Source organism: Streptomyces sp. NBC_00873, assembly GCF_045207415.1.
Classification (GTDB): Bacteria; Actinomycetota; Actinomycetes; order Streptomycetales; family Streptomycetaceae; genus Streptomyces.
In genome coordinates, this window is record NZ_CP108803.1 from 2,536,000 (window position 1) to 2,558,755 (window position 22,756).

Annotated in this window: 16 protein-coding genes and 1 pseudogene; 6 read left to right on the forward strand and 11 right to left on the reverse strand. The window is 68.2% G+C overall.

Annotated elements, in window-relative coordinates; genetic code table 11:
• Positions 1 to 106: 106 nt before the first annotated feature.
• The 4 genes from OH809_RS11375 to OH809_RS11390 form a co-directional block, all read right to left on the reverse strand.
• The gene (locus tag OH809_RS11375; RefSeq protein WP_406422501.1) at positions 107 to 1,048 is read right to left on the reverse strand and encodes a hypothetical protein; all 942 of its coding nucleotides are present in this window, start codon (positions 1,046 to 1,048) and stop codon (positions 107 to 109) included.
• Between the two features lie 48 nt (positions 1,049 to 1,096).
• Positions 1,097 to 2,284 carry a DUF3696 domain-containing protein gene (locus OH809_RS11380; RefSeq protein WP_406422500.1) on the reverse strand — a complete coding sequence of 396 codons (1,188 nt, stop codon included), beginning with the start codon at positions 2,282 to 2,284 and terminating at the stop codon, positions 1,097 to 1,099.
• A complete protein-coding gene (locus OH809_RS11385) occupies positions 2,281 to 3,516 on the reverse strand; it encodes a DUF262 domain-containing protein (RefSeq protein ID WP_406515079.1) in 1,236 nt (411 codons plus the stop codon). The genes OH809_RS11380 and OH809_RS11385 overlap by 4 nt, the downstream gene beginning before the upstream one ends.
• A 155-nt stretch (positions 3,517 to 3,671) precedes the next feature.
• Complete coding sequence (locus tag OH809_RS11390; RefSeq protein ID WP_406422498.1) at positions 3,672 to 4,130, reverse strand: ATP-binding protein; 459 nt, start codon at positions 4,128 to 4,130, stop codon at positions 3,672 to 3,674.
• A gap of 381 nt (positions 4,131 to 4,511) precedes the next feature.
• Here OH809_RS11390 and OH809_RS11395 point away from each other — a divergent pair, with 381 nt between their 5' ends.
• From OH809_RS11395 to OH809_RS11405, 3 genes are all read left to right on the forward strand, one after another.
• On the forward strand, positions 4,512 to 4,982 hold the full coding sequence (locus OH809_RS11395; RefSeq protein ID WP_406422497.1) for a hypothetical protein: 471 nt from the start codon (positions 4,512 to 4,514) through the stop codon (positions 4,980 to 4,982).
• Positions 4,983 to 4,984: 2 nt separating this feature from the next.
• Positions 4,985 to 5,278, forward strand: a complete 294-nt coding sequence (locus OH809_RS11400; RefSeq protein WP_406422496.1) for a hypothetical protein — start codon at positions 4,985 to 4,987, stop codon at positions 5,276 to 5,278.
• Between the two features lie 303 nt (positions 5,279 to 5,581).
• Positions 5,582 to 5,986, forward strand: a complete 405-nt coding sequence (locus OH809_RS11405; RefSeq protein ID WP_406422495.1) for a hypothetical protein — start codon at positions 5,582 to 5,584, stop codon at positions 5,984 to 5,986.
• Between the two features lie 723 nt (positions 5,987 to 6,709).
• Here the strand turns inward: OH809_RS11405 and OH809_RS11410 are convergent.
• From OH809_RS11410 to OH809_RS11430, 5 genes and pseudogenes are all read right to left on the reverse strand, one after another.
• A complete protein-coding gene (locus OH809_RS11410; RefSeq protein ID WP_406425248.1) occupies positions 6,710 to 7,381 on the reverse strand; it encodes an MBL fold metallo-hydrolase in 672 nt (223 codons plus the stop codon).
• Between the two features lie 170 nt (positions 7,382 to 7,551).
• Positions 7,552 to 7,809 (reverse strand): annotated as a pseudogene (locus OH809_RS11415) (IS5/IS1182 family transposase); the annotation flags it as partial.
• 52 nt (positions 7,810 to 7,861) lie between these two features.
• Positions 7,862 to 8,425 (reverse strand): hypothetical protein, encoded by a 564-nt coding sequence (locus tag OH809_RS11420; RefSeq protein WP_406515080.1) that lies wholly within the window; start codon positions 8,423 to 8,425, stop codon positions 7,862 to 7,864.
• A 241-nt stretch (positions 8,426 to 8,666) separates the two neighbouring features.
• Positions 8,667 to 9,206 carry an SMI1/KNR4 family protein gene (locus tag OH809_RS11425; RefSeq protein ID WP_406515081.1) on the reverse strand — a complete coding sequence of 180 codons (540 nt, stop codon included), beginning with the start codon at positions 9,204 to 9,206 and terminating at the stop codon, positions 8,667 to 8,669.
• 24 nt (positions 9,207 to 9,230) lie between these two features.
• Positions 9,231 to 13,961: a DUF6531 domain-containing protein gene (locus tag OH809_RS11430; protein ID WP_406515083.1), complete on the reverse strand. Its 4,731-nt coding sequence runs from the start codon at positions 13,959 to 13,961 to the stop codon at positions 9,231 to 9,233.
• A 235-nt stretch (positions 13,962 to 14,196) separates the two neighbouring features.
• On the opposite strand from OH809_RS11430, the gene OH809_RS11435 reads away from it, so the two are divergent.
• Positions 14,197 to 14,328, forward strand: a complete 132-nt coding sequence (locus tag OH809_RS11435) for a hypothetical protein (RefSeq protein ID WP_406422491.1) — start codon at positions 14,197 to 14,199, stop codon at positions 14,326 to 14,328.
• Between the two features lie 85 nt (positions 14,329 to 14,413).
• On the opposite strand, the gene OH809_RS11440 is transcribed toward OH809_RS11435, so the two are convergent.
• On the reverse strand, positions 14,414 to 15,475 hold the full coding sequence (locus OH809_RS11440; RefSeq protein WP_406422490.1) for a MarR family transcriptional regulator: 1,062 nt from the start codon (positions 15,473 to 15,475) through the stop codon (positions 14,414 to 14,416).
• 617 nt (positions 15,476 to 16,092) lie between these two features.
• Here OH809_RS11440 and OH809_RS11445 point away from each other — a divergent pair.
• Together OH809_RS11445 and OH809_RS11450 are read left to right on the forward strand one after the other, a co-directional pair.
• Entirely contained in the window at positions 16,093 to 16,980 is an 888-nt protein-coding gene (locus OH809_RS11445) for a Scr1 family TA system antitoxin-like transcriptional regulator (protein WP_406422489.1), read from the forward strand.
• Entirely contained in the window at positions 16,977 to 17,162 is a 186-nt protein-coding gene (locus OH809_RS11450; RefSeq protein WP_406422488.1) for a DUF397 domain-containing protein, read from the forward strand. Before OH809_RS11445 ends, OH809_RS11450 begins: the two co-directional genes overlap by 4 nt.
• A gap of 46 nt (positions 17,163 to 17,208) precedes the next feature.
• Here the strand turns inward: OH809_RS11450 and OH809_RS11455 are convergent, their stop codons facing one another.
• A complete protein-coding gene (locus OH809_RS11455; RefSeq protein WP_406515084.1) occupies positions 17,209 to 22,755 on the reverse strand; it encodes a DNA methyltransferase in 5,547 nt (1,848 codons plus the stop codon).
• Position 22,756 lies beyond the last annotated feature (1 nt).

The following is a 22,756-nucleotide window of genomic DNA, read 5'->3' on the forward strand; positions in this document are numbered from 1 at the left end:
CGCGGTCCTCCTTGGTGCTGGTGGGGCAGGTGGGAGCGGGGCAGGCCCGGGGCTCCCGTTCACCGCCCTACGGTAACGGGGGCAGCCGGGCGGCTCCGGGCCCGGATCACTTACCGAGTTTCCGCCCGGCGTACGCGATGCGCAGGGTGCGCTCCTCGTGGACCAGCCTGAAGTGCATACGGCCCGGTGACGGCAGGAAGTCGCAGTGCCAGTCGAACAGCCGGTCCTCGCCGTCGGTGTCGGGGAACCAGCACAGCCGCCGCCGGGACTCGAACTCGGTGCGGATGTAGGAACGCCACTGGGGCGCGACGGGCTGTCGCACCGGATCCCAGTCGCTGACCGCGTCCTGGAGCTCCCCGAGCCGTTCGCCCACCGGCCGCACCCATACCTCGGGGAGTTCGGCGAAGTGCTGCTCCGCGAGCGACGTGAACTGGAGGAGGGGAAAGAGTTCCGAGCGCAGGGCCCACAGTTCGATGCCGGACCGCAGGCCTTCGACGGCCTTCTGCCGGACGGTGTTCGCGCCGCGCCGGATCCACGGCAGATGGGCTGTGATGTGCTCGGGGGTGGCGGCGTGCGAGATCTCCACCTCGGTGAGGGCGGAGCCGCCGTCCTGGTCGTCGAGGAGTTCCTCGCGGACGAGGGTCAGCCGGTCGGCGTTCCAGCGCGGCTCGACCGGCAGGGAGATGCCCAGGCCTCCGGTCAGGTGCGCGGCTCCGAGCCCCTCGACGGTGTCCCCGTCGTGCCGGTACTCGACGTCCGAGTAGGTCTCCCCTTCGGGAAAGGCTTGCCGGTGGGGCCACTTGGACTGGAGGATCAGCAGCCGCTGCCACAGCTCCTTGGTACCCGGGGTGCCGATCCACTTGCCGATGGCGTGGCCCTCGGCGAGCTGTAACGCGGTGACCGGCTCCCGGGAGACCAGCAGGGTCCCGGCCCGGTCCTCCCTGGCCGCAGCCAGGACGGCCTTGACCATCTGGGTCATGGCGTGGTTGACCCGCTGCGCGTCGGCACGGGTCTCACAGGACTTCTCGTTCAAAAACAGCTGCGGCACGTATCCCCCTCCGGATGGTGTGCGCCTTGCCCCGCCCCCCGGCGGGTGTCAGCCGATGAGCTGGTCGAGCGTGTTCTCCAGCTCGTCGAAGAAGCCCTCGGGCCACTGGTCGAGCATCCCGTCCGTGTCGACCTGCGGGCTGACGAAGTCCACGCCGGTGCCGTCACCGCGGAAGTAGTGCAGCACCACCTGCGCGGGGGCGAGCCGCCCCCGCTTGACGGCGAGCCGCACGCCGTTGATGACGTGGTCGCTGTGGGTTTCCATGATCACCTGAGCGCCCTGCGCGGTTGCCGCGGCAGCCAGCGCTGCCATCCGGGTCTGGCCCTGCGGGTGCAGGTGCGCCTCCGGATTCTCCAGGAGGACCAGGGAGCCGGGGCGAGCGGTGAGGCAGGCGACCACGATCGGCAGGACGTAGGTGAGGCCGAAGCCCACATTGCTGGGGCGGCGGCGTCGGGTAGCACCGAGTGTGCCCTGGAACCCGTACGAGAGGCGTACGGCGTCCGCGCCCTCGATGGCATCGGCCTGGATGTCCACCCCGGGGCACAGTTCGCCCATCCAGGCGGCGGCCTGGGCCAGCAGGAGGTCGGACTCGGCGCGAGGGTGGCGCAGTGACCCCTCGGGGACCTCGTCGCGGGCGTGGTGGCGGAGGAAGTTGACGGTGTGTTCGCCACGGACGCCGAGGAAGCCGCGGCCGATGGCGGCGTGGTGGTCGCGTGGGTAGAACTCGGCGGGCGAGATCCGGTCCGCGTGCAGGTACTGGAAGGGGGCGGTGAGGAACGACGGGGCCACACCCTCCGGCCCGGTCGGCGCGTCGGGTCCCTCCGAGGTGAGCGGCAGGTTCACGTCGAGCAGCGGCAGCAGGTTCTGCTCGGCCTCGTACTCGACGGTCCAGCCGTAGTGGTACGGCCCCTCGTCGACGGCGAGGACGATCCGGGCCACGTCCTCCGTGAAGTCCTCGTGCAGGACGTCCACGCCGGTGCCGAGGCCGACGAGTTCGCCGTTGAGCAGAAAGCCTTGGTTCGCGACACTGACCGTCATTCCCGCCCGTCGCGCTTCGGGCAGGTATTCGGAGGCCGCGAGGTCGCCCGCCTCGTACGACTGGCGCAGCAGCGCGAGGGCCTGGAGAACACTGCTCTTGCCGGACGAGTTGAGTCCGGTGAGGAGTGTGAGCGGGCCGAGCTGGAGTTCAGCGTGCTGGAACGCCTTGTAGTTGTGCAGCGTCAGACGGTCGATCACTGTTCGGCCACCCCTCGGAACAGTCGTGCCACTTCCTGGAATCGGGTGCGGACCTTCCCCGGGTCCCCGGTGCTCACGGAGATCGACCGGTCGAAGTCCCAGTTGTCCATGAGCTCGAAAAACCTGTCGTGCACCTTCGCCCGAGACGCTACCAGTCTGTCCCGCTCGTGATCGTCGAGTAGCGCGAGATCGACGGAGATCGTCTCGAACAGTGCCTTGTTGATGGCGGGGGAACTCCGCGGCCCCCCACGCCACTTGCGGAAGGCGTGCTCACCGAACAGTTCCCGCGCGCACTGCATGGCTACCCGGAACTCTCGTGCCAGCTGCTCCCGCCGCTCCTCGGTGAGGGCGTTGACCTGGTACATCGCGTTGATGAGGAACTGGTCGAAGTCCTTCTCGGTGTGCTCGGCCGGATTGCTCAGGCGGAAGGCGAGGAAGCGCAGCACCATCTCCCGGTCGGCCATCCGTTCGTTGGACACGCTCCACCGGGTGGCCTCACCGAACGCCGGGTCCTCGGCCAGGTCGGCGAGGAACGCCCGGACGGGCCCCCGCACCAGCGCATGCCGCAGCTCCTGCTGTTTCAGTGGCATACCGCCGGTGTTGATCCGGGAGAACACGTTGTACTTGACGGCCTCCGGGGTGCCCTGCTGCATGATGTGGACGGTGAGCTGGGTTTCACGCAACCGGATCTTCAGCCGCCCGGTCAGGTCCTGGTACGTGCTGCCGTTGAATCTCCAGAGGTAGTCCAGGCCCCGGAGGGTCAGCGGGCCGAGGCCGCCCGTGACCTTGGGCTCCATGAACCGGGCGATGGCGGTGAGCCGCTGCACGCCGTCCACCACGGCCCACTTGTCCTCGTCGTCCTGGGCCATGTGGAAGTTGGAGATCGGGATGCGCAGCAGCAGCGACTCGATCAGCCGGCTCTGCGAACGGTCGCTCCAGATCCCAGCCCGGCGCTGGAAGTCCGGCGCGAGGTCGATCATGCCCTCCCGCAGCCGGGACAGCAGCAGATCCACGGTGGTGGTCTCCGTATGGATCTTGATGCTGTCGGGCCGGAACGGGGCGGAGATGCCGTCGGCGTCGCTGTAGTCCTCGCCCTCCTCGTCGGCAGGCAGCTCCAGCTCCACGCCGGTCGGTCGGCCGTCGGACCCGATTTCGAGGGGCGCCCCCAGCGGCAGGAAGAGCGCGTCCGGCTCGTCGACGTCCTCCGCCTCGGCGTACCCCTGGGGCCCCACCGGTCGGTTCCGTCCGGCGCCTTGGCCACCGGCACTGTCCTCCAGGTCCGTCATGGTCCCCGTTGCCCTCCGCCGCCGCCCGATGCCGTTCCCGGCCCAGCCTATAGACGGGCCTCACGGCCTGTCAGCGCGACCGTCCGGGGCCGTCGGCACCGTCAGTGCGGCAGATCCAGCTCCGCGACGACCGTCTTGCCGACGGGTACGCGGTCAAGGACGTCCCACCGGTCGGCGAGCGCCTCCACCAGCAGCAGGCCCCGGCCGGTCTCCGACAGCGACGGCATCGCGGGGCGGGGCGCGCCCGGGGCGGGGGGCCGGATCTCGCCCCGGGTGTCGGAGACCTCGATGCGCAGGGTCCGGCCAAGGATCTCGGCGGTGACCTCGAAGTCCCGGCCGGGGACGCGGCCGTGCGTGACGGCGTTGGCGGCGAGCTCTGCGACCAGCACGGCGGCGGTGTCGGACGCCCCGCTGCCGTGCGGCACGCCCCAGGCGTCGAGCTGGTGCAGTACGAGCCGGCGGGCGAGGCGTGCGCCGCGCGGTGTGGAGCTGAACCGCTGAACGCACACGCCTGCGGTGGGCAGCGCTTGACCGGTCGCGGAGGTGGGCGGTGGTGTCATGTGCCCAATCTGGCGGTATATCCAGACCGTTCTCCAGCAGGGACCCGCGTACGCCATGTCAGCGTACGCACACGCGCCATGGGCGGTACCGAAGAAAAGGCGCCCTCGGCAGGCCCGGACCGGCCGAGGCTGCCCGGTGCGGGCGGCCGCCGCTCACCGCGCGCTTCGGACACCTCGATCCGCAGGACGGCCCCGGGAGCGCGGGTCAGCACCAGCTCCCGGTCGGCACGGGTGACCTTGGTTGTAAGCCCGTCCAGCAGAGCTTCATCAGTTCGTACAGCCCACCAACGGCCAGTCCATACCGTCAGGCCGGAAGGGGCTCCTTGATACGTTGGCGTGCGCACGGACTTTCTGATCGCGCTCGGGGGAGCTGGCTGTTGCATGGCATGGGACGAGTGGGACCAGTTGAAGGCCGAGGTTGCGGCGAAACGTAGCGCGGCGCAAATGCAACTGAACCAGGCGGCTGCCTCAGGCGGCAGTGGCGGGGGCAGCCAGAAGGATCTGGTTGTCCACAACGACCAGTTGGGAAAGCTCGGCAACCTGGCCTACGCGCTGCGGGAGGGTCTGCGCGTTGACGCGGATCATGCGCGTCAGAACACCTTCGACGCCTCCATCGAGCTCTTCAACGACGGTCTGGACATGGGCTCCGCCCTCACCGAGCTCCACGACGGCGAGACGGGCAGCGTGCAGTTCATGCGGGCCCTGGGAGCCGACGAGGATTCGCACGCGACCCTCTCCGTGGCCCAACAGGTCTATGGGTCGAGCCTCATGACGGCTCAAGGCGACGACAGCGACTCCGCCGTCGCGGCCGGCCTGCACAGCGTGAAGATGCACGGCATGCTGGACCAGTAGCCGTGGTTGCTGTTCCTCTAGCCATCGAGACCATTGGCGGCGCCGCCAACACACAGTTCGGCAACGAAACCATGCAGTGGCTCAAGGACCATGAGTTCGAGAACCACGACGAAGCAGCCCAGGGAATCGACAAGGCCAAGGCTGAAGGGCGGCAGAACGCGATGGGGCCCCTCCTCAACTACGTGGAGGCACACAACATGGAGAGCGGTGAAATCCGCAAACTGATGGGGACGGCCGAGGACTCGTACAACAGGGGCGGACGGCTCAGCGACACCGACGACGCCCGGGGGTGGTGACGTATGCGGACACTTACACCTGTCCACATCCTCCTGATGTGTTCCTTGGCTCTCGGAGTGAGCGCCTGCTCGGAAACGACGAATGAAACAGATGCGGATGTGGCTGCCGCACAGCGCAAGGCATGCCAGGAACTGTTCGGCACGTCCGGGCTGAAACAGATAGACCGTGGTGTCGGAGGATCCGAAGAGTTGCGTTTCAGGAGCCCGGCCTCTCTGGCTGATGCCCGATCTCGCCACCATGATCAAGTCCGGAAGTGGACTCCCGAGAGTAAGCCAACCCGGTACGTCGAGTCGAATATGTGCATGATCCGGACCGACATCTCCACGGGGATGCAAATCGGCCTCACGTACAAACCTTCCCCCTTCCCTTTCGATACTGCGTTCGACAAAGGGACCGAGAACGGAATCCTTTCGGAGCCTCGTCTGACGCAGGTCAATTCGGACGTGAAGCTCGTTTACGGGGCCGATGAATACAGGGAAGCCAGATACCAGGTCTACGTGCAGTGCAAGGTACCGGATACCCCGGCAGGACAGGAGCGCGAAGTCCCTCTGACGGGCGAGCTGACCGACACGCTCACCGACGGTGTGACCGTTCGAGACCACCTCACGCTCCTCCTCCATTCGGCCCGCGTGATGGCCAGCACACTCGATTGCCAGAACGAGCCCGTCGTGCCCAGCACGCTGCCCGCCTCAGTAAAGGTCTCCTGAGCGGGACCAGTTACGACCTGGGAGGACCCGCCCCCCGAATCACGATCCTCCACGGCAGCCGGACAGGGCGCTCGTGGAGGGCGCCGACGGCCAGGAGCGCGTAGGCGAGCAGGCTCATCAGGCTCCAGCGGTGCCAGGAGGTCCAGCAGGTGACCTGCCCGTGTCGAGGTGGGCCAGGCCCTTGGCGCCTTGGCTTTCCCGCCCGGGGTGGTGACGCGGTGGCTGGTGGACACGGCGATTGCGTAGCCGTGGCCAAGGGTACGGATCCGGGCGTGCAACTCCCGGCTGCTGTAGGAGAGATGTACCGCGACCTGGCACAGTCCGATCCCGTCCAGGGCGTGTTCTCCAGCAGGAACCCGCGTACGCCATGTCAGCGTACGCACACGCGCCATGGGCGGTACCGAAGGAAAGGCGCCCTCGGCAGGAGGCCCGGGGAGTTCGCCCTCCTGGTGGCGCGCGGCGACTGGTCGTCCACACCCGCGGGCCAGGGAAGCCGTCCAGATGGGACTATTCACTTTCCTTAGAGCCCGCGCGGATAGGCGGCTGCTGTGGCCGTCGGGACGATAGGGCAGGCGAAGGTTCCGTGATCACGGTGTTGCGACGCTCTGTGACCACGGAGGAGACCTGCGCCTGCGCTGCGATCGTGGCTGTGGGGTTTGGATGAGGAGCTTGTCTGCCCTCCGAGATCAAACCGCCCAGTCTAACCGAAGAGCCGACCTCCCGTCACACCGTTGTGTCGGCCGCCCCCTGCAGGGCGGCCGTCGCGCCGTGCAAGATCGGGTCACCGTGTCCGAAGACCGCCGTCTCGACCTTGAGCTCGGCCAGCCGGTGCAGCGACGCAACGGCCCGGACTCGATCGGTATTGAAGACACCCAGCATGGTCCGGCCGACGTTGGCGACCGCATCGCCGGTGAACAGCACCCCCGGCCCAGGCAGATGGAGCGCGATCGACCCATCGGTGTGCCCGGGCGCCGCGACCACCATCGCCCCGCCGCCGAAGTCCAGCACATCGCCGTCCTCCACCTCCCGGTCCACCCGGCACGGCGGAGCGGCCGGCAGGGGTGGTAGCGCCGCCCGGATCGGCACCTCGAATTCCTCCAGTATGGGCGGCGTCCCGGCCACCTCCCCACGGATCACCGGTGCCTCCAGCCGGTGTGCCACCACCTCCGCCCCGTGCCGGGCGGCCAGTTCGGCGGCCGAGCCCACATGGTCCTCGTGCCAGTGCGTCAGCACGATCCGCCGCAGTTCGCCCTCCAGCACGTCCCCGATCTTTGCCGCGCAGTCCGCCGTCCCGGTGTCGACCAGGGTCAGCTCGTCGCCGTCCCGCCACAGATAAGCCGCCCCCACCGGGAAGCGGAGCATACGCAGCCCCGGCATTACCTCGATCACATCCATGGCTCCAGCCTGCGCGGCCGCTCTCGCGGCCATGCGGTCGTTCGCTGACGGCTGAGCAGGCGTACGAGCATGCACCGCGAGGGGATACGTCCAGCGAAGCTGGACTTCCCGCAACGCACCGATCGCGGTGATCCAGTCCCCGGCCGCAAAGGACCTGCGCAGATGGGTGCTCATGGCCGGCGCTGGGGGCGTGTATCCCAGCGGTGGGTCGTCCAGGCACGGCGGATCAGGCTCCGGACGGTGATGATGGTGTCGGCGAGGTCGAAGAAGGCGTCGATGACGGTGGCGCGCCGCTCGTAACAACGGGCGAGCCGGTAGAAGGCGTTCTGCCAGGCGTGGGTGCGCTCGACATGCCAACGCTGACTGGCCTGGATGGGCGCCTTCTCCCCCTTGTGCGCGATGCGTCCGTGCAGGCCGCGTTCGCTGAGCAGCGCGCCGCGCCGAGTTCAAGTCGCGCGCCGCACAGGACGCCACCCCGGATCAGGTCCGGAGTTCCGCGCGGAAGTCGAAGTACCTTTCGCCGCCTACCAGTACAGAGGTGAAGTACATGAGCCGCCCATCGATATCACGCGGCATCTCCTGCGAAGTCTGACGGGCGAACCCGAGGGAGACGCCGGGGATGACCGGATTCTCAGTCAGTGCGTCCTCGACCGCCCAGCCGCGTGCGACCGCGTGCTCGAGGATCTGCCTGGCGGGTGTCGTGAAGACGTCCTCCCCATCCAGGAGTACGCGTGTCGACGACTGCCTACCCTCGCCGGGCCACCACAGCTCGATCGCCGTGACCCGGTCCTCCTCCTCCAGATGGATCTGGAATGCCACCTCGTCCACTTTGAAACTCACAGTGACCAACGGCGAGTGCAGCCGAGGCCCGACGGCCCTCGGTTCACCCCATTCGGATACCGCCGCGACGGCTTCGTCGAACGTCATGCCAAGCCGGACGGGTGCGACTCCGCGGGGCGGATCCAGTACAAAGTCCATGCAGGTTCCTTTTCGCCGCGGATCGGTCTCGGCAACAACCTGCAACCGGTGGTTGAGGAGCAGCACGGAAGTGGCACCAGTGGAGTCGGTGTAGCGGGTGATGCGGGTAGCTCTGGACCACTCACCGGCAAATGCCCGCGTACGCCGTGTCAGCGTACGCACACACCGTGGTCGGCGTAGAAGTGCGAAGAGCCCTCGGCAACAGGTCCGGCGAATTCGCCCGCCGGTTGGCAGAGCAACTGGTCGTCCACACCCGCAGGCCAAGGGAGCTATCAGGGTCGTTTGTTCAACAGGCCCACCTGCGCAACTAACCCAGGATCTCGTCGTTGGAATCGAACTGGTGCTGTTCAGCCGGAAGTTCTGGAAAGTACTCGGTCTCCGCCTGCCCGGTGAGGACAGCCAGGAGGAAGGATGCGCACTGCGTGTCGTGATGTTCCCACAAGGGACCACGGCCCTCATTGAACATGACTGTCCATTCATCGGGCTCCTGCGCCGGCTTCACCAGCCAGTACAGCATCGCTCCGGTGCCCTCGATGTAGGCCCAAGGCAGGACCTTGGTGCCGGGCTCTTCGAGCTGGGCTGGTTTGGGCTCGACCTCCCACAGCTTCTCGAGGATCTCGGCCCTTTCGGCGGCTTGGGCCAGGAGGTCGTAATCGTCGTCGGGACAGGCAGGGTCCAGGAGCCAGATGGTCTCGTCGAAGACGCCGCCTCCATACGTCTCGACGAGCTGCCGGTAGTCGGTTGGCAGCGAGGTGCCGAGTTCCCGTTCGGCAGCCGGCCAGTCCCGGGAGCGGCGCGGACCGGAAGGCGCGACGAGTTCGGTGAGGCGTTCCACGGCGGGGTGCATGGTGTGGTCTCTTTCTGTGCCGGGTCAGACGCGTTTGGGGACGTTCAGGATAGTGACGGTGTTGCTGTTGCTGCCGCCTTCGTAGGGCGTGAAGCTGAAACCCTTGTCGCCCTGGGCTTCGATAGTCAGGCCGATCGGCACGACGTCGGTGGGATCGTTGGTCCGGTAGACGGGCGTGACGGTGTACTCGATGGTTTCCCCTCTCTTGTCGACGGCTTCCCTGATCTGATCTTCGATTCTTCGCATGACCGGGGAGTTGGCGAAACGGTGCATCGTGACGAAGTTGCGCGGATCCTTGTTCGAGCCACCGATCTGTGCGCCGAGCAGGTGGGTCTTGTTCAACTTCTTGTACTTCTCGTAGCCCGGCACCTTCGCACTCGGTTTGGTCTGTCCGCCTGTCATGTCTCCCTCGATGGTTGCGCGCATGGTGCTTGCCCGCCCGCCCGGTCCGGGGCGTCCGTACCGTACGCGGCCGCCCCAGCTGACGTCGCTCTCGTCACAGGGCGCGAGACCCAGGGGATCTGTCAGGGTGTGGGGGTTGTCGACATAGGTGTGGGGGTTCGGTGCAGCATCGAGTCCGAGCGGGTCAAGGCTGAGGTAGCGGCCGGTCTGCGGGTCGTAGTGGCGGAAGTAGTTGTGGTGGAGTTCCGTCTCGGGGTCGTAATACTGGCCGGGGAAGCGCAGCGGCGTATAGGCGTCCGCGTTCCGGTTCCAGGTGGTGGTGCCCCACAGGGTGGCCCTGGTTTTCCAGGCGACGGTGCCGTGTTCGTCGACCAGTTCGGTCGGTGTGCCGACCTGGTCGGTGACGATTGCGAAGAACCGCTGGTCGATCGTTTCCTGCGGGGCGTCGGCCAGGGATTTGGTTTCTGTCTGCGCGAGTGGTGCCTGACCGTCGTGGTCCCAGGTCAGCGTGATGAGCTCGGGCGACCCGGCCACGGAGGTGGTCTGTTCGGTGAGGGTGGTGCCGTCCCAGGTGAAGCGGGTCTCCTCGGCCGCAGTGCCGTCGGCATTGAGTCGCTGCTTGGCGATGCGCCGGCCCAAGGGGTCATACAAATAGCGCCAGCGAGTGCCGTCGGGTGTGGTGACAGAGGTGAGGTGATCTTCAGCATCCCAGGTGTATCGCCAGGTGTCGGGTCTACGTGACAGGCGGCTCTTCTGGCGCAGGACCACGCGTCCTTGGGCATCGTGTTCGTAACGGATACCGCCGGCGCTCACCAGGCTGCTTCCGGTGTACCTGCGAGCGCCGCGGGCCTGGCTTCCGGGGTGTTTGTCGGGCCACGAGGCGTGCGTCTGGTTGCCGGCCTCGTCGTAGGCGTAGTGCTCGGTCCAGTTCTCTGCCTGTACGGCTGTGACACGGCCGGCCCGGTCGAGTGTGAAGGCACGGTGGCCCGTGTGGCGGTCGGTGACGGCCGTCAGGTGCCCGTCCCGGCGGTACGCGTACGTGCGGTCGATCGCCGGTTGCGCGGACCGGTCGGCGGTGACGGTCTGTTCGGTGAGCTGGCCGGCCTGGTCCCAGCTGAAGGTGAGAGCGAGGCGGTCACCGAGCGTGCGTCGGATCTCCCGGCCCGCTATGTCGTGTTCGAAGGAGAACGTCCGGCCGGATGCCGTCAGCGTCTCGTAGTTTCCCGTCGCGTCGTAGGAGTACATGGTCGCGACACCCAGCGGAGTGATGCGGTGGGTACGGCGGCCCACCGCGTCGCAGACGGTGGAGAGCGTCCGGCCGTCTACGGTCTCCTCCACGATGCGGCCCACGGCGTCATAGCGGTAGGCCAGCGTGGCGTCGGGACCGACGGCACGGACCAGGCGACCGCACGGGTCGTTGTCGAAGAGGATCTCGCGTCCGTCGACGGTTTTGTCGGTCAGCTGCCCGACTGGGGAGTAGCGGTAGATGACGGCCTGTCCGGCTGCATTGGTCCGCCGCGTGAGTCGGCCGGCGTCGTCGTACGCATAGGTCGTGGTGCGGCCGTCGAAGTCGGTTTCGCTGATCAGCTGTCCAGCCGCGTCGTAGTCATATTTCCAGGAGAGGGACTGCGGATTGGTGACTTCGATCAGTCGCCGTTCGGTGTCGTACGTGAAGGTGTGGCGCGTGTCGTCAGGTGCGACACGGGCGGCCGGCAGGTCGAAGTGCGTGTACTCGGTACGGGCCGTCGCGCCGAGCGGATCGGTGTACAGGGTGCAGTTGCCCTCGCCGTCGAACTCCCATTGCTCGGAACTGCCGTCGGGGTCGGTCCGGCCTATGAGCCGACCGTCCACCGACCATTCGAGCCGGGTCGCACCGGTCTCCTCATGGCCTCCGACGAGCATCGGTCGCCCAAAGGGGTCGTACGCGTAACGCCGCACGGTCCCGGATGCGTCGGCGATGCTCAGGGGGAGCCCGGCGCTGTTCCGAGTGATCTCCACGCGCTCGCCCAGAGCGTTGGTCACGGTGGTGACGGCGCCACCCGGGTCCACCCTGTAGTGCGTGGTGGACCCGCTCGGGTCCGTGAGAGCGGTGCGGTTGCCCCTCTCGTCGTAGGTGTGCAGCCACCTCGCTCCATCAGGCTCCGTCAGGGAGGTCGGGAGTCCCCGGCCGTCGTAGGCGACGGTCGTGCGGTGGCCGTCCGCCCTCACCAGCTCGGTCGGCCGGCCGTCGGCGTCGTAGTTCAGCCGGGAAGTCGCCCCGCTCGCGTCCGTGAGGGCCAGGAGCCGGCCGGACTCGTCGTACTCGCTCCTCTGCGTGGCACCGAGCGGGTCGGTCGCCGCCACGACCTGGAGCCGGTCATTGCAGTGGAAGACACTGGTGGCGCCGGTCGAGTCGGTGTACCGGGTCGTTCCCCCACCCGCTTCGGAGTGGGTCTCGTAAGCGAACGTGGACGAGAGCATGCCGTCCGGGCCGATCGTCCTGACGACGCGGCCGGCGGCATCATAGACGTACTGGAATGTGGAGTCGTTACGGTCGGTCCAGGACGTGATGCGCGCCTCTGAGTCGTAGGTGAACCGCAAGGGGAGGCCGGAGGAGTTGACAACCGCGTCGAGGTTGCCCTCACGGTCGTAGCCGTAGTGCCGTACGATGACCGGTCCTTGGGGTGTGCGCAGCGACAGCTCGGTCACCCGGTCGTCCTCGACGCGCAACGCGACCTGGTAGCCGCCGTCATGCACGACCCGGACCGGAGCTCCGTCGCTGCGGCGTACGAACGTGATGCCGTTGTGGTTGCGATCCTCGACCTCGCTCAGCCAGTACGCGGGAGACTCCTTGTACGGGCTGCCCGTGAAGTAGCGCGTAGCGCCTGCCGACTCATCTGCTATGCAGTAGGTCGTCGCGGATGCGTTGTCCCTCCCGACATGGGTCAGGGGCAAGCGAGGCCCCTCAACCGGCAGGACCCCCTCCACATCATCCGGGGCCGGCAGCCGCGGATAGATGAGCAACGACCCGTCCTCGCGCGCCCAGACCGCGCCCTGGCCCTTGGGGTCCAGCTCGATGCGTTCGTCCAGGGTAGATGCCCAGCTGCGTCCGAACCAGCGGCCCCAGCGATAGTCGGACAAATGGGTACGGCGCAGAACGAGGGGGAGGGTGCCGGGGAGTACAAGATCGGTCTGGGGCAGCGTCATTTCGCCGGTGGCGACGTCGACCGGGTCGTTCTTGCAGGTCTTCTTCTCCAGGGAGATGGCATGACGGCGTGCGTTCTCCTTGGCGCCGTCGAGGGAAGCGGGCTTGAGGCGTGTCCCGTCGCCCTTACGGACCGGCCGGTCCTGCGAGGTGTCACGGCGACCGTCGTCGTCCTTGCCGTCCCTCACGGAGACACTCTTGAGGCGGTCACGGATATCGTGGTCGGTGTCCTTGTGGATCCTGGAGCTCTTGGTGATGCGGTCGGGCACCGTTTTGCCCACGTGGTCGCCGAGGTCACCGAGCGCCTTGCCAAGTTTCTCCACCACCCCCTCGATCGTGGTGTCGAGTACAGCGGTCAGGGAGTCCTTGCCCTTGGCCCGGCCATGGTGCCCCTTGGCCTTGCCGAGCTTGCCACCTGTCTTCTCACGCATCGTGATCTGCACACCGGCCAGGTGCATCCCGGCCTTGCTGTGCGCGTCGTGGTCGATCACCGGGCCGCCACCCGGACCCGGGCCGCCGGACCCACCCACCGAGTTGATCTGCAGCGCTTCCTTGCCTGCCTGTGCCGTCTGGTCGGCGTTGTAACCGTCCTGCACACCCGCGACGTTCAGCGCCGTCTGGACCGCCAGGTCCGCCACGATGTTCTCGATCGCGGCGACCGCCGGCTCGGTGAGCATCGCGACGATCTCCCCGACCGCCGCCTCGGCCATCTCCTTCAGAATCCGCTTGAAGGCGATACGAGTAGCCGCAATCTTCGCGCCGGCAAGCAGCGTCGACAGGCCGGCCGTCACCGGGGCGAACGCCAGGGTGATACCCACCGTCGCGCACAAATCCGCCAGTTCAGCCACCGCGGCTATCTTCCGGGCCACAATGATGTCCGCGACCCGGTCCAGCGCCCCGGCCACGAGCCGCGCCGCCTTCGCCAGGTCCTTGTGCTTGCCCTGCACCTTCGACCAGTGCTTGTCCAGTGCGGTCAGCGACTCGCTCTGCCCGCTCGCGAGCAGCTTCTGGATGTGCTGATAAGCCGCGTACGCGTCGTCGTCCGCGTCCTCCCCGAACTCCCGCAGCGCGTCCGCCATATCGCGGTACGCGTCCTCATCGACGTTCGGCCAGCCCACACCGACCACATCGAGCATCGTGTCGACACCCTCAGGAATCGTGTACCCCACGAGGCGGCCCCCGGTTAACGAATCATCAGATCAACCCACCATGCGATTGACCAGCATGCCACGCGGTGATCAGGAGAGACAGGCAGGGAAGACAGTCCCAACGCACCCACCAGGCCCCACAGTCGCGGGAACGGCACAGGTGAATTCGACCTGGTCGGCTTCACAGCAGGACGGGCTCTCCCACCTCCGTCAGCACCGTGCCCACGTTTGACCGCGTAGCAGGACCCACGCCCTCGTGCGCGGCACACTCGACTTCACGACGCCGAACTGGGGGTACAGCCCGCTGGGCGTCTACTCGGAGGACTACGGCCTCGTCGTAGTCTCGGACACCGAGGTGGGCATGTTCTGGAACTTCGCCGACTACTGATCCGCCTGCCCCAGTACGAGTACAACTCCTGAGCAGGCGAGGGGCTCGAACTCCGCGGCCTCCCGCCGAGTTCCGCGCGGGGCGTTCAGGGGCTGTGCATCAGGTTGCGGAGGCTGGCGACGAGGGCTGCGACGTCGCGTTCGCCCTGCTCCGGGGCCGCCGTGTCGGGCGATTCCGGCTTCTGGTGCACGGTACGGCAGGGGTTGCAGAGGCCGTCCGGGAGTGCCTCGGCCGGGCCGGGACGGCCGCATTCGGCGCACTCGACCAGGAGACTGCGCACGGGAGTGTCGGGCAGGCCCGATGCCGGTGCCGGTGCCACGGGCAGTTGGGGCGGCATCTTGTCGGTGAGGCGGCGGCGCACCAGGCCGATGGGTGATCCGATCCGCTCGGGAAGCCCGGCGGTGAGCGCCGAGGTCAGGTAGCCGGCGCTGACACCTCGTGCGAACCAGGCGGCGGCAAGTGGCTCCAGGGCGGCGCAATCGGCGGCGGAGAGCGCCAAGCGGGGTTCGCGGCGCCCGAGTTCGGCCAGGGCGAGGTAGGCGGGGGAAGGAGCCGCAGCAGCCGAAGGGGCGGCTGCGACCGGCTCGTCTCCCGGCACGGGGAATACCGGCGGGTTGAGGCCGGGGGGCGTCGTGGTGCCTGCTTCCAGCGGCCGGTCCGGGGGCGACTCCGCGGTGCGCTGCCGGGGTACGACTGGTTCGGGCCCCGGCTCGGCGGAGGGTACGGATGCCTGCTCCGGCGCGGCAGCCACACCTGCGAGCCGGGCGGCCCACCACTCGTTGTCGTGGGCGGCGCGTGACCAGTAGGTGAGCGTCACCCACCGGTGCTGACCGCCGCTCTCGACGCGACAGCGTACGCGGCGCAGGTGCCCGGCCACGGCGAGGGCGCGCAGGGCGGTACCGATGGCCATCTGGCCGTACAGGGGCAGGTCTTTGGCCAGCGACTTGATGTCCATGGCGGCGCCGTCGGGCAGGTGGTCGACATACCCGGCGACATACCGCTCACGCTCCGGCAGGAAGGCGAAGTCGTCGCCGCCGGGCTGGCCTTGGCCGGGGACGGACTGCTTGCCGTAGCCGGTGTGGGCCTTACGGTACGGGCGTGAAGCTGCGGGGGCGGGCAGCGGGGAGCTAGGGTGCTGACTAGCCACGAGATCGTCCTTCTAGGTTGTCGATCTTGGGTGAGACCCCGGCCGGTGCTGCGAACACCGCGTCGGGGTCGTTTGGTTGAGGGCACCGTAAGCAGCCACAACTCTCCGCCGCAACTTGCTCACAATTAGTCATACTTGCTGGCCCGTGACGGGGTGGGGAGGGGGTGGTTTTCCCAGAAACCCTTACCTACCTCCCGGATGAACAACACGGCTCGAATCCCGGCCTTCGAACCCCGAAGCTCAAGCGTCGGCCCGCGCGCCTCTCCCAAACCCCCGAACGAGCGACAGGACGGCGCGCGGTACTCGAACCCCAAGACTCGGGACCCCAGTTCCGGGGCCGACGTCCGGGCCCCCGCAAAGCCCGACATCCCCGTCAAGGCGAGCCACCGCGCGCTTCCGCCTGAACAGAAGTACATCTGCCTCCTCAACGGACGGGGGCCGGAGCAGGCGGTCGGGCCCCGCGCATGGGGTGAACGCCAGGATGCACCGCCCTCGCCGCGCGTACGCTGTGGCATCGCACGCCCACGCTCGGTGGCGACTTCGCGTCACTGGGTGTGTCGGTGCGGCAAGGTCAGAAGCGGTACGGCGGGGTGGGTGCGCGCGAAAGGTGGCCGACTGTGGCCTACGAGAACACGGATGGCTGCGTTGCTGGAGCGGCGGTGGGAGGAACGGGCGCGGGAGCCGGCGCCGAGCCGGGAGTGTCGGACAGTCTGCGCACGTTCGGCGCGTTCGTCCAGGCTTTACGGGAGCACGCGGGCTTCAGTCGCGAGGAGTTCGGCGACCTGGTGCGCTTCTCCAAGCACACCGTCGCCTCGATCGAACAGGGCCGCCGGATGCCGGACCGCGACTTCGTGGAACGCGCGGAGGCGGCGCTCGGGAACACGGGCGCGCTGCGGAAGGCGGCGCCGCATCTGACGCGGCAGGCGGGGCTGGCGAGCTGGTTCCGGCAGTGGGCGCGGGTGGAGACGACGGCGATCAGCCTGTACACGTACGAATGCCGTGTGGTGCCAGGCCTGTTGCAGACGGAGGCGTACGCGCGAGCCGTGTCGCTGGACGTGCCGCCGCTGCCCGACCCGGAGGAGCTGGAGGACCGGATCGCGGCGCGGCTGGCACGGCAGGAGCTGCTTGCGGTGACACGGAAGCCGCCGACGGCGTTCAGCTTCATCGTGGAGCAGGCGGTGCTGGAGCGGTGGACGGGCGGCGAGGCGGTGACGCGGGAACTCTACGACCACTTGGCGGAGTTGCTTGCCTCCAACTGGAACGTGGAGTTGCAGATCATGCCTACGCGGCGGCCTTCACACGCAGGCATGGACGGCCCCATGCAGCTGGCCGAGACTCCCGACAATCGCTGGTTCGCATACTCGGAGGGGCAGCAGAACGGACGGCTGATCGCCAACGCGAAAGAGATCAGCCTGCTTCAGCAGCGGTATGCGAAACTGCGCTCACAGGCCCTGACCCCCGAGGACTCCCTGGGCCTGTTGAAGCGATTGCGAGGAGCGCTATGAGCACGTCCGAACTGGCCTGGTTCAAGAGCAGTTACAGCGGCTCGCAGGGCGACAGCTGTGTCGAGGTGGCCAAGGGCACGCGGGCGATCCACGTCCGGGACTCCAAGGACCACCAGAGCCCGGAGCTCGCCCTCTCACCCGCCGCGTGGGACGACTTCATCTCCTACGCCACCCAGGGCTGACCCTCACGCCCCGCGCCGGACCCGTCCGGCGCGGGGCGCTGCCGTTTCACCGGGCAGGTGGCGTCCACTTCCCCTTGTCGACGGCTTCCTGAAGCCGCGCGGAGAAATATGTGTGCGCTGCGCGCATCTCCTTCTCCCGGTCGGCCTTGTAGAAGGGCGCGGTGTAGCCCTCGGGGGGCTCGTGCCGCTCCTTCTTCTGGAAGGCGAGGAGGTGCTGGTAGTGCTCCTTGGTCTGGCCGAAGCCGAACGTGTGCCTAACGCCTGCGACTTTTCGCTCCCTGGCGTCGAACCATGTGACGGCGTCGAAACCCTGCATGATTGGGAAGCGGGACTTGTACATGGCGACAAGAGCGTCGGCACTGACGCCGAGCCAGACAGCGACGAGTGCGTCGAGCTCCACGAGGGCCGCTCGCCGCGCACGCTCTGTTCGGAGGGCAGTGTTCCGATCCCATGTGGGGCTGACAGTGTGCAGCGGCTGCAGGTCCGGCCAGTCGCACGCCCACGGTTCGTAAGCAGGCCATGTGGGGTCGTACAACTCCTCCCAGAGATCTGAGTACGCGCTGGTGAGGCAGTTGAGGCGGAGCGCGCGAAGGAGCAGGGCGGCAGCGAGAGGATGCTCCAGCTGCGGTGCTGGCATTCGGCGAGCGGGTGCCTTCTTCAAATGACCCACGCCGGTGGTTCGGAGCAGGTAGTCAACAGGCATACCGGTCCAGAAACCTGCGGTCAGTGCGGAGAGGCGAGTACCGCCAACCGTGGCGCTGTGTACAAGGTCAACGTGCGCCGCACTAGGTGGCACAAGTGTCACGTAAAGGCTGCGCTCCGTGTCAGTCGCAATCATTTCCCGCCACGCCACCCGGTAGAACTCCGTGTACGGCCGTCGCAGCCGCCGCAAGAGCTCCGCCTCCATTTGCTCCTCGGTGACGTCCGTCGACTCCACCCCAAAGCGCCCGGCTGCAGCGTTCCGCGCCCGTGCCACCTCGCGCTCGGACGCCTTGAGCTGTTCCAGCGTCCTGCCGTCGCTCCACACGTCCTGGGCGGCCCGGTAAACCTCGGGCTTCGCCACGTATACGTACTCGGACTCGGGCACGGCGTCGTCCGCCAGGGTCATCGGATTGAGGCCCAGGCTCTCGCCGCCGCCCTGGCTCGGCTGCTTGAACATGGGGTTGGCCAGGCCGATCTGCGGGCCCTTGAGGATCACCTCGGACCAGTCGGCCGGCCGCCGGACCACACCCGCCTCGTCCTGCGCGTTGTAATCGATGAGGTCGTCGTCTTTGGCAGTCTTCTCGTTGTAGCCGCTGGTGATTTGCGGGTCCCATTCGGCGAGACGCACGGGATACGCAGCGAGTGCCTCAATGGCGTCAGCCTCGGCCGTGCTCACCGGCGACAACAACCTCGCCTGGCGGATCGGCTGTGTTTCATCGCCGGACAGCTTCTTCCACTGCGCCAGAGTCGACTCGTCCACCCGGACGATCCGCTTGCGGTGCGGCCGCTCGTCCCAGCTCGCGCCGTACTTGATCCCGGGGTCGGGAGCCGTTCCGTCATCCTCGGCCGACAGTCGCAGCGCGTCAACGGAGACGAGCCAGGACAGGTGGTCAAAGCCGATCTCACCTTCCTGCCCGTAGATGTGCACACCGAAGTGGCTGGCATGGCCGACAGGGGGCGGAAAGAAGCGGTTGCCCTGATTCACGAAGTCGCCGTGCACCCGGAGCCTGGTATAGGCGGCCTCGCGCAGCCGACCTTCCTTGTCCCCACTGAAGTGGGAGCCGGGGTGGACGAGACCCACGGTGCCGTTCTCGGCAAGGTGCTCCCAGGTACGGCACATGAACGCCCGATACAGGTCCGGACGCGTTCCCGAGATCAGCGGATACAACACAGCACTACCCAGAATCTCGGCTGTACCTGTCGTCGCGGTCAAGTCACGCAAGTACGCCATGCAATGGGAGGCGTTCTCCAGAATGGCGCTCTTGTGCTCCCTCCGTGCTGTGACCGACGGCTTCTCGGCAAGCTGAAACCATGGGTCGAACTCGGCCAGTACCACGCCCTCGTTCCAGTCCGGCCGCACCCAAGGCGGGTTCCCCACCTGAAGGTCGAACCCGCCCGCCGACCCACGGAACACGTGCGCGAAATGCAGCTCCCAGTGGAAGAAGCCGTGGCCATCCTCCGCCTTTATGTCCTTCTCCGTCGTGCCGGCGATGTCCTCGACCGTGTTCAGCCACGGGTAGCGGAACGGCAGCCGCGCCGGGGTGTCCATGCCGAGGAGGCCCTCCAGGCGGTCCTCGACGTCGCTCAGCAGCTCCAGCGCATCGTCCGGGTCCAGGTCCTCGATGCCCGCCAGGTACGAACCCTCGGGCAGGTCCTCCTTGCCCAGGACCGACTCCAGGAAGTCGAGCCAGTCGGCGAACGTCACCAGGGGGATGCACGCGCGCCGCTGGTCCTTGACCTGAGCCCGGCGGCCCGACGAGCCCCGCTTGGACCCGGTCGCCAGCCCGGCGCCCGCGCCCAGTTCCTCCTGCTCGCCGTCCGGGTCGTCGAACAACCCGGTCGCCTGCCACAGCTGGTCGCCGGGGGCGGGGTCGGTCGACTCCACCGGCACCTCGGCGGCCACCGCCGCGCGCGCGCCGCCCAGCAGGCCCGCAACCGACGACTCGTCGACGAGCGCGCCGCCCGTCCCGTACACCGTGGCCGTGCCGTCGAGTTCGCCGGTCTTGTCCAGCGGCCAGAACCACAGCGCGCACCACGCGTCCATCACGGTCTTCAGCCGCCAGTACGGCGTACCGTGGCGCGTCAGGTCGTCCAGGACCTTCTGTTTGTCCGCCGCCTCCGACGACTGTTCCAGCCAGTCCGCGCCCCACACATCGATGCGGCGGGCGATCGTCCGCTCGGAGAGTTCCAGCCGGGTAGCGACCAGGGACCACAGGAACTCGGCGCGGCGGGCCACGCCCTGCAGCCGGCCCAGCTCGGTCTTCTCCGCCGCCTTCTGCCACCGGTCGTAACGCTTCTGCCGTGCCTCGTCGGTCTCGTCGCCGCGCTCCTGGAACGGCTTCGGCCCCTTCGGGGCCTTCTGCACGCCCTTGCGCCACCTGCCGAGCGCCTTCGCCGCGTCCTCCGCGAGCTTCTTCGCCTCCGGCTCGCCGGCGACCGCGCCCCAGCCGATCGCGGGCAGCAGGAACTGGTGCACCGCACCCTCGGGCAGCGGGCCGTCCCGGAACGGCAGGTCGGTCGGTGGCAGGGTGTTCTTCTTCGCGAGCCACTGGCCGTCCGTCAGGACGTCGGCCTGGTAGACCTTGCGGCCCGCGCCGATGAGTGAGTTGCCGCGCCGAAGGTGCAGGCCGAACCACGGCGCCCGCATACCCGGGTGCATGGAGTTGAGCCACAGCGAGACCTCGGCCAGCTCCACCGCCGTGGCGTTGAGGTCGACCCCGTACGCGTTGTGCAGGGCGATGTACGCCTTGGCCTTCTGGAGCTCGATCTGCCGCAGCTCGGGGTCGATGCGGCGCCCCAGCTCGTGTTCGCGCCGCCTCAGATACTCGGCGGCCACCTGGTCGATCGCCTCATTGAGGAACGCGCCCGAGCCGAGAGCCGGCTCGCAGATCTTCCACTCCAGGAGTTCCCTGGCCGGGGTCGTGGTGTCGTGCTGGTCCAGGCGGTGCTTGAGGGCCAGTTCGACCGTGACCTCGGTCAATGACTTCGGCGTGTAGTACGAGGCGGAGGTCTGGCGGTCGCGGCCGGCCAGGCGGTAGACGAACGTGTCCTTCGGGTGGGTAACCCGCTCCGGGCGGCCGGTCTCGGAGTTGGTCCGCTGGACGAAGACCTCGTCCCGGTATTCCTGGACGCGGGAGGCGGGGATCATCCAGCTGCCGCCCGAGGGGTCGCCGCCCTTGGCGACCTCGTACAGCTCCTCCTCGGCGATGAAACCGGAGTACGACATCAAGCCCTCGTACACCGCGCCGAGCTGGTTGATGCCGAGCTGGGCGTACGAGATGAACCCGCCGCGCTCCCTGCCCCGGCCCTTGGTGAGCATCAGGCGGCGCAGCACCTTGTGCAGTGTCTCGTTGCGCAGCCGGGTGTCCAGGAACGGGCGGCGGCGCTCGCCCTCGCCGCCCCGGTACGCCGGGTTCTCGATCTGGTCGTCCGAGATGAGGCGGACGGCCTCCTTGGTGAACAGCTCGGAGCTCAGGGCCTCGAAGCGCAGTCCCGCGCTGGTGCTGCGGGCGGCGGCGCGGCGGGCGCGGTCGGCCTCGCGGACGCGTTCGGTGTGCTCGGCCTGCGTGATCGTGCCGGCGGCGAGGAGTTCGGCGGCCTCCTGCTCGGCCCGGGCTGCGTCGCGGGCGGCGGCCTCGGCCGTCAGGTCCTCGGGCTCGGTGCCGTAGCGGCGGTGGCCGTTCTCGACCTTGTCGAAGAGCAGGTCCAGCGACTCGTACAGGTGGAAGCCGCGCCGGGAGCGCTCGCCGACGAGGTCGCGCAGGACGAGGTCGCCGAGGCGCTGGAGGCCATACCCCTGCTCGTACTCCGGGTAGTCGGAGGGCAGGATGCCGAGCGCCGGGCTGGCCTCGGCGTACAGCAGGAACAGGATCCGGTACAGGTAGCGCAGCGACTCGCGGCTGAGCTCCTTGGCCAGGCGGGCCGGGTCGTCGAATTCGGCCGGGGTGATGCCGTTCTCCGGTTCGCGCAGGCGGTCCAGGACCTCGTTGGCGATCCACTCGACGCTGAGGCGCAAGCCCTCGCGCAGTTCGGTGGAGACTCCGACGGCGTGTTTGCCGGACTTGTCGAGGAAGGCGGCGAGCGGTGCGGTGCCGCCCTCGGTGGGGACGCGCAATGAGTCGGCGCCGAACAGCGCGGCCACGGTGTCGAGTTCGCCGCCGTGGCGGTCGTCGCGGCGGTTGAGTGCCGCGTCGAGGTCGGCGGCCAGGTAGCGGCCCTCGTGCCAGGCGAGGCGATCGGCGAGGACGATGACGCCGCCGACGAGCAGCAGGACATACCGCGGGGGTGTGTCGCAGGCGAAGAGGAAGTCGGTGAGAGCCTTGGCGTCCTCAAGGGTCGCCGAAGCCTCCAGGGCGACGGGGTGCAGCAGGCGGCCGGCGCCGTCCGGGTCGAGAGCGGCGTCGGGCTCGGTGGTCCAGCCGCAGGAGACGGCGTACAGGCCGGGTTCGGCGTGGGCGACCTGGACGGTGTACTCGTGGTCGGCGCGGTGGACGGTGACGGTCTGCTCGTGGGCGGCGGTGTAGCCGAGGGCGTGCAGGGTGTCCAGATGGACTTCGGTGCACCGCTTCTGCCAGCCCTCGGGCTCGGGCGCGTCGGGGTCGGCGAGCGCTTCCGCGTCCTCGGCAAGAGCGGCACGGCCCGCGAAGTAGGGGCCGCGCAGGGCGCGCAGTCCCTCGCGGGGGGTGCGGGCGCGCGGGGGTACGGAGTCGGGGTCGATCGCCTGACGCTTGGCCTCGGCGACGGCGTCGGCGTGGCGGCGGCGTTCCTCCTCCTCGAAGGCGGCCCAGCGGGCGAGGAGGCCGTCCTTGGCCTTCAGGTCCTTGGGGAGGACCTCGGCGAGATAGTGGGCCGAGAGGTAGTCGCCGTGGTTGACCAGCGAGTCGTACGTCACG

Coding starts and splice junctions, on each gene's coding strand:
- OH809_RS11405 (WP_406422495.1), top strand. CDS start 5,582: ATGATCCGGACCGACATCTCCACGGGGATGCAAATCGGCCTCACGTAC.
- OH809_RS11390 (WP_406422498.1), bottom strand. CDS start 4,130: ATGACACCACCGCCCACCTCCGCGACCGGTCAAGCGCTGCCCACCGCA.
- OH809_RS11425 (WP_406515081.1), bottom strand. CDS start 9,206: ATGCACCCCGCCGTGGAACGCCTCACCGAACTCGTCGCGCCTTCCGGT.
- OH809_RS11450 (WP_406422488.1), top strand. CDS start 16,977: ATGAGCACGTCCGAACTGGCCTGGTTCAAGAGCAGTTACAGCGGCTCG.
- OH809_RS11410 (WP_406425248.1), bottom strand. CDS start 7,381: ATGGATGTGATCGAGGTAATGCCGGGGCTGCGTATGCTCCGCTTCCCG.
- OH809_RS11395 (WP_406422497.1), top strand. CDS start 4,512: ATGGCATGGGACGAGTGGGACCAGTTGAAGGCCGAGGTTGCGGCGAAA.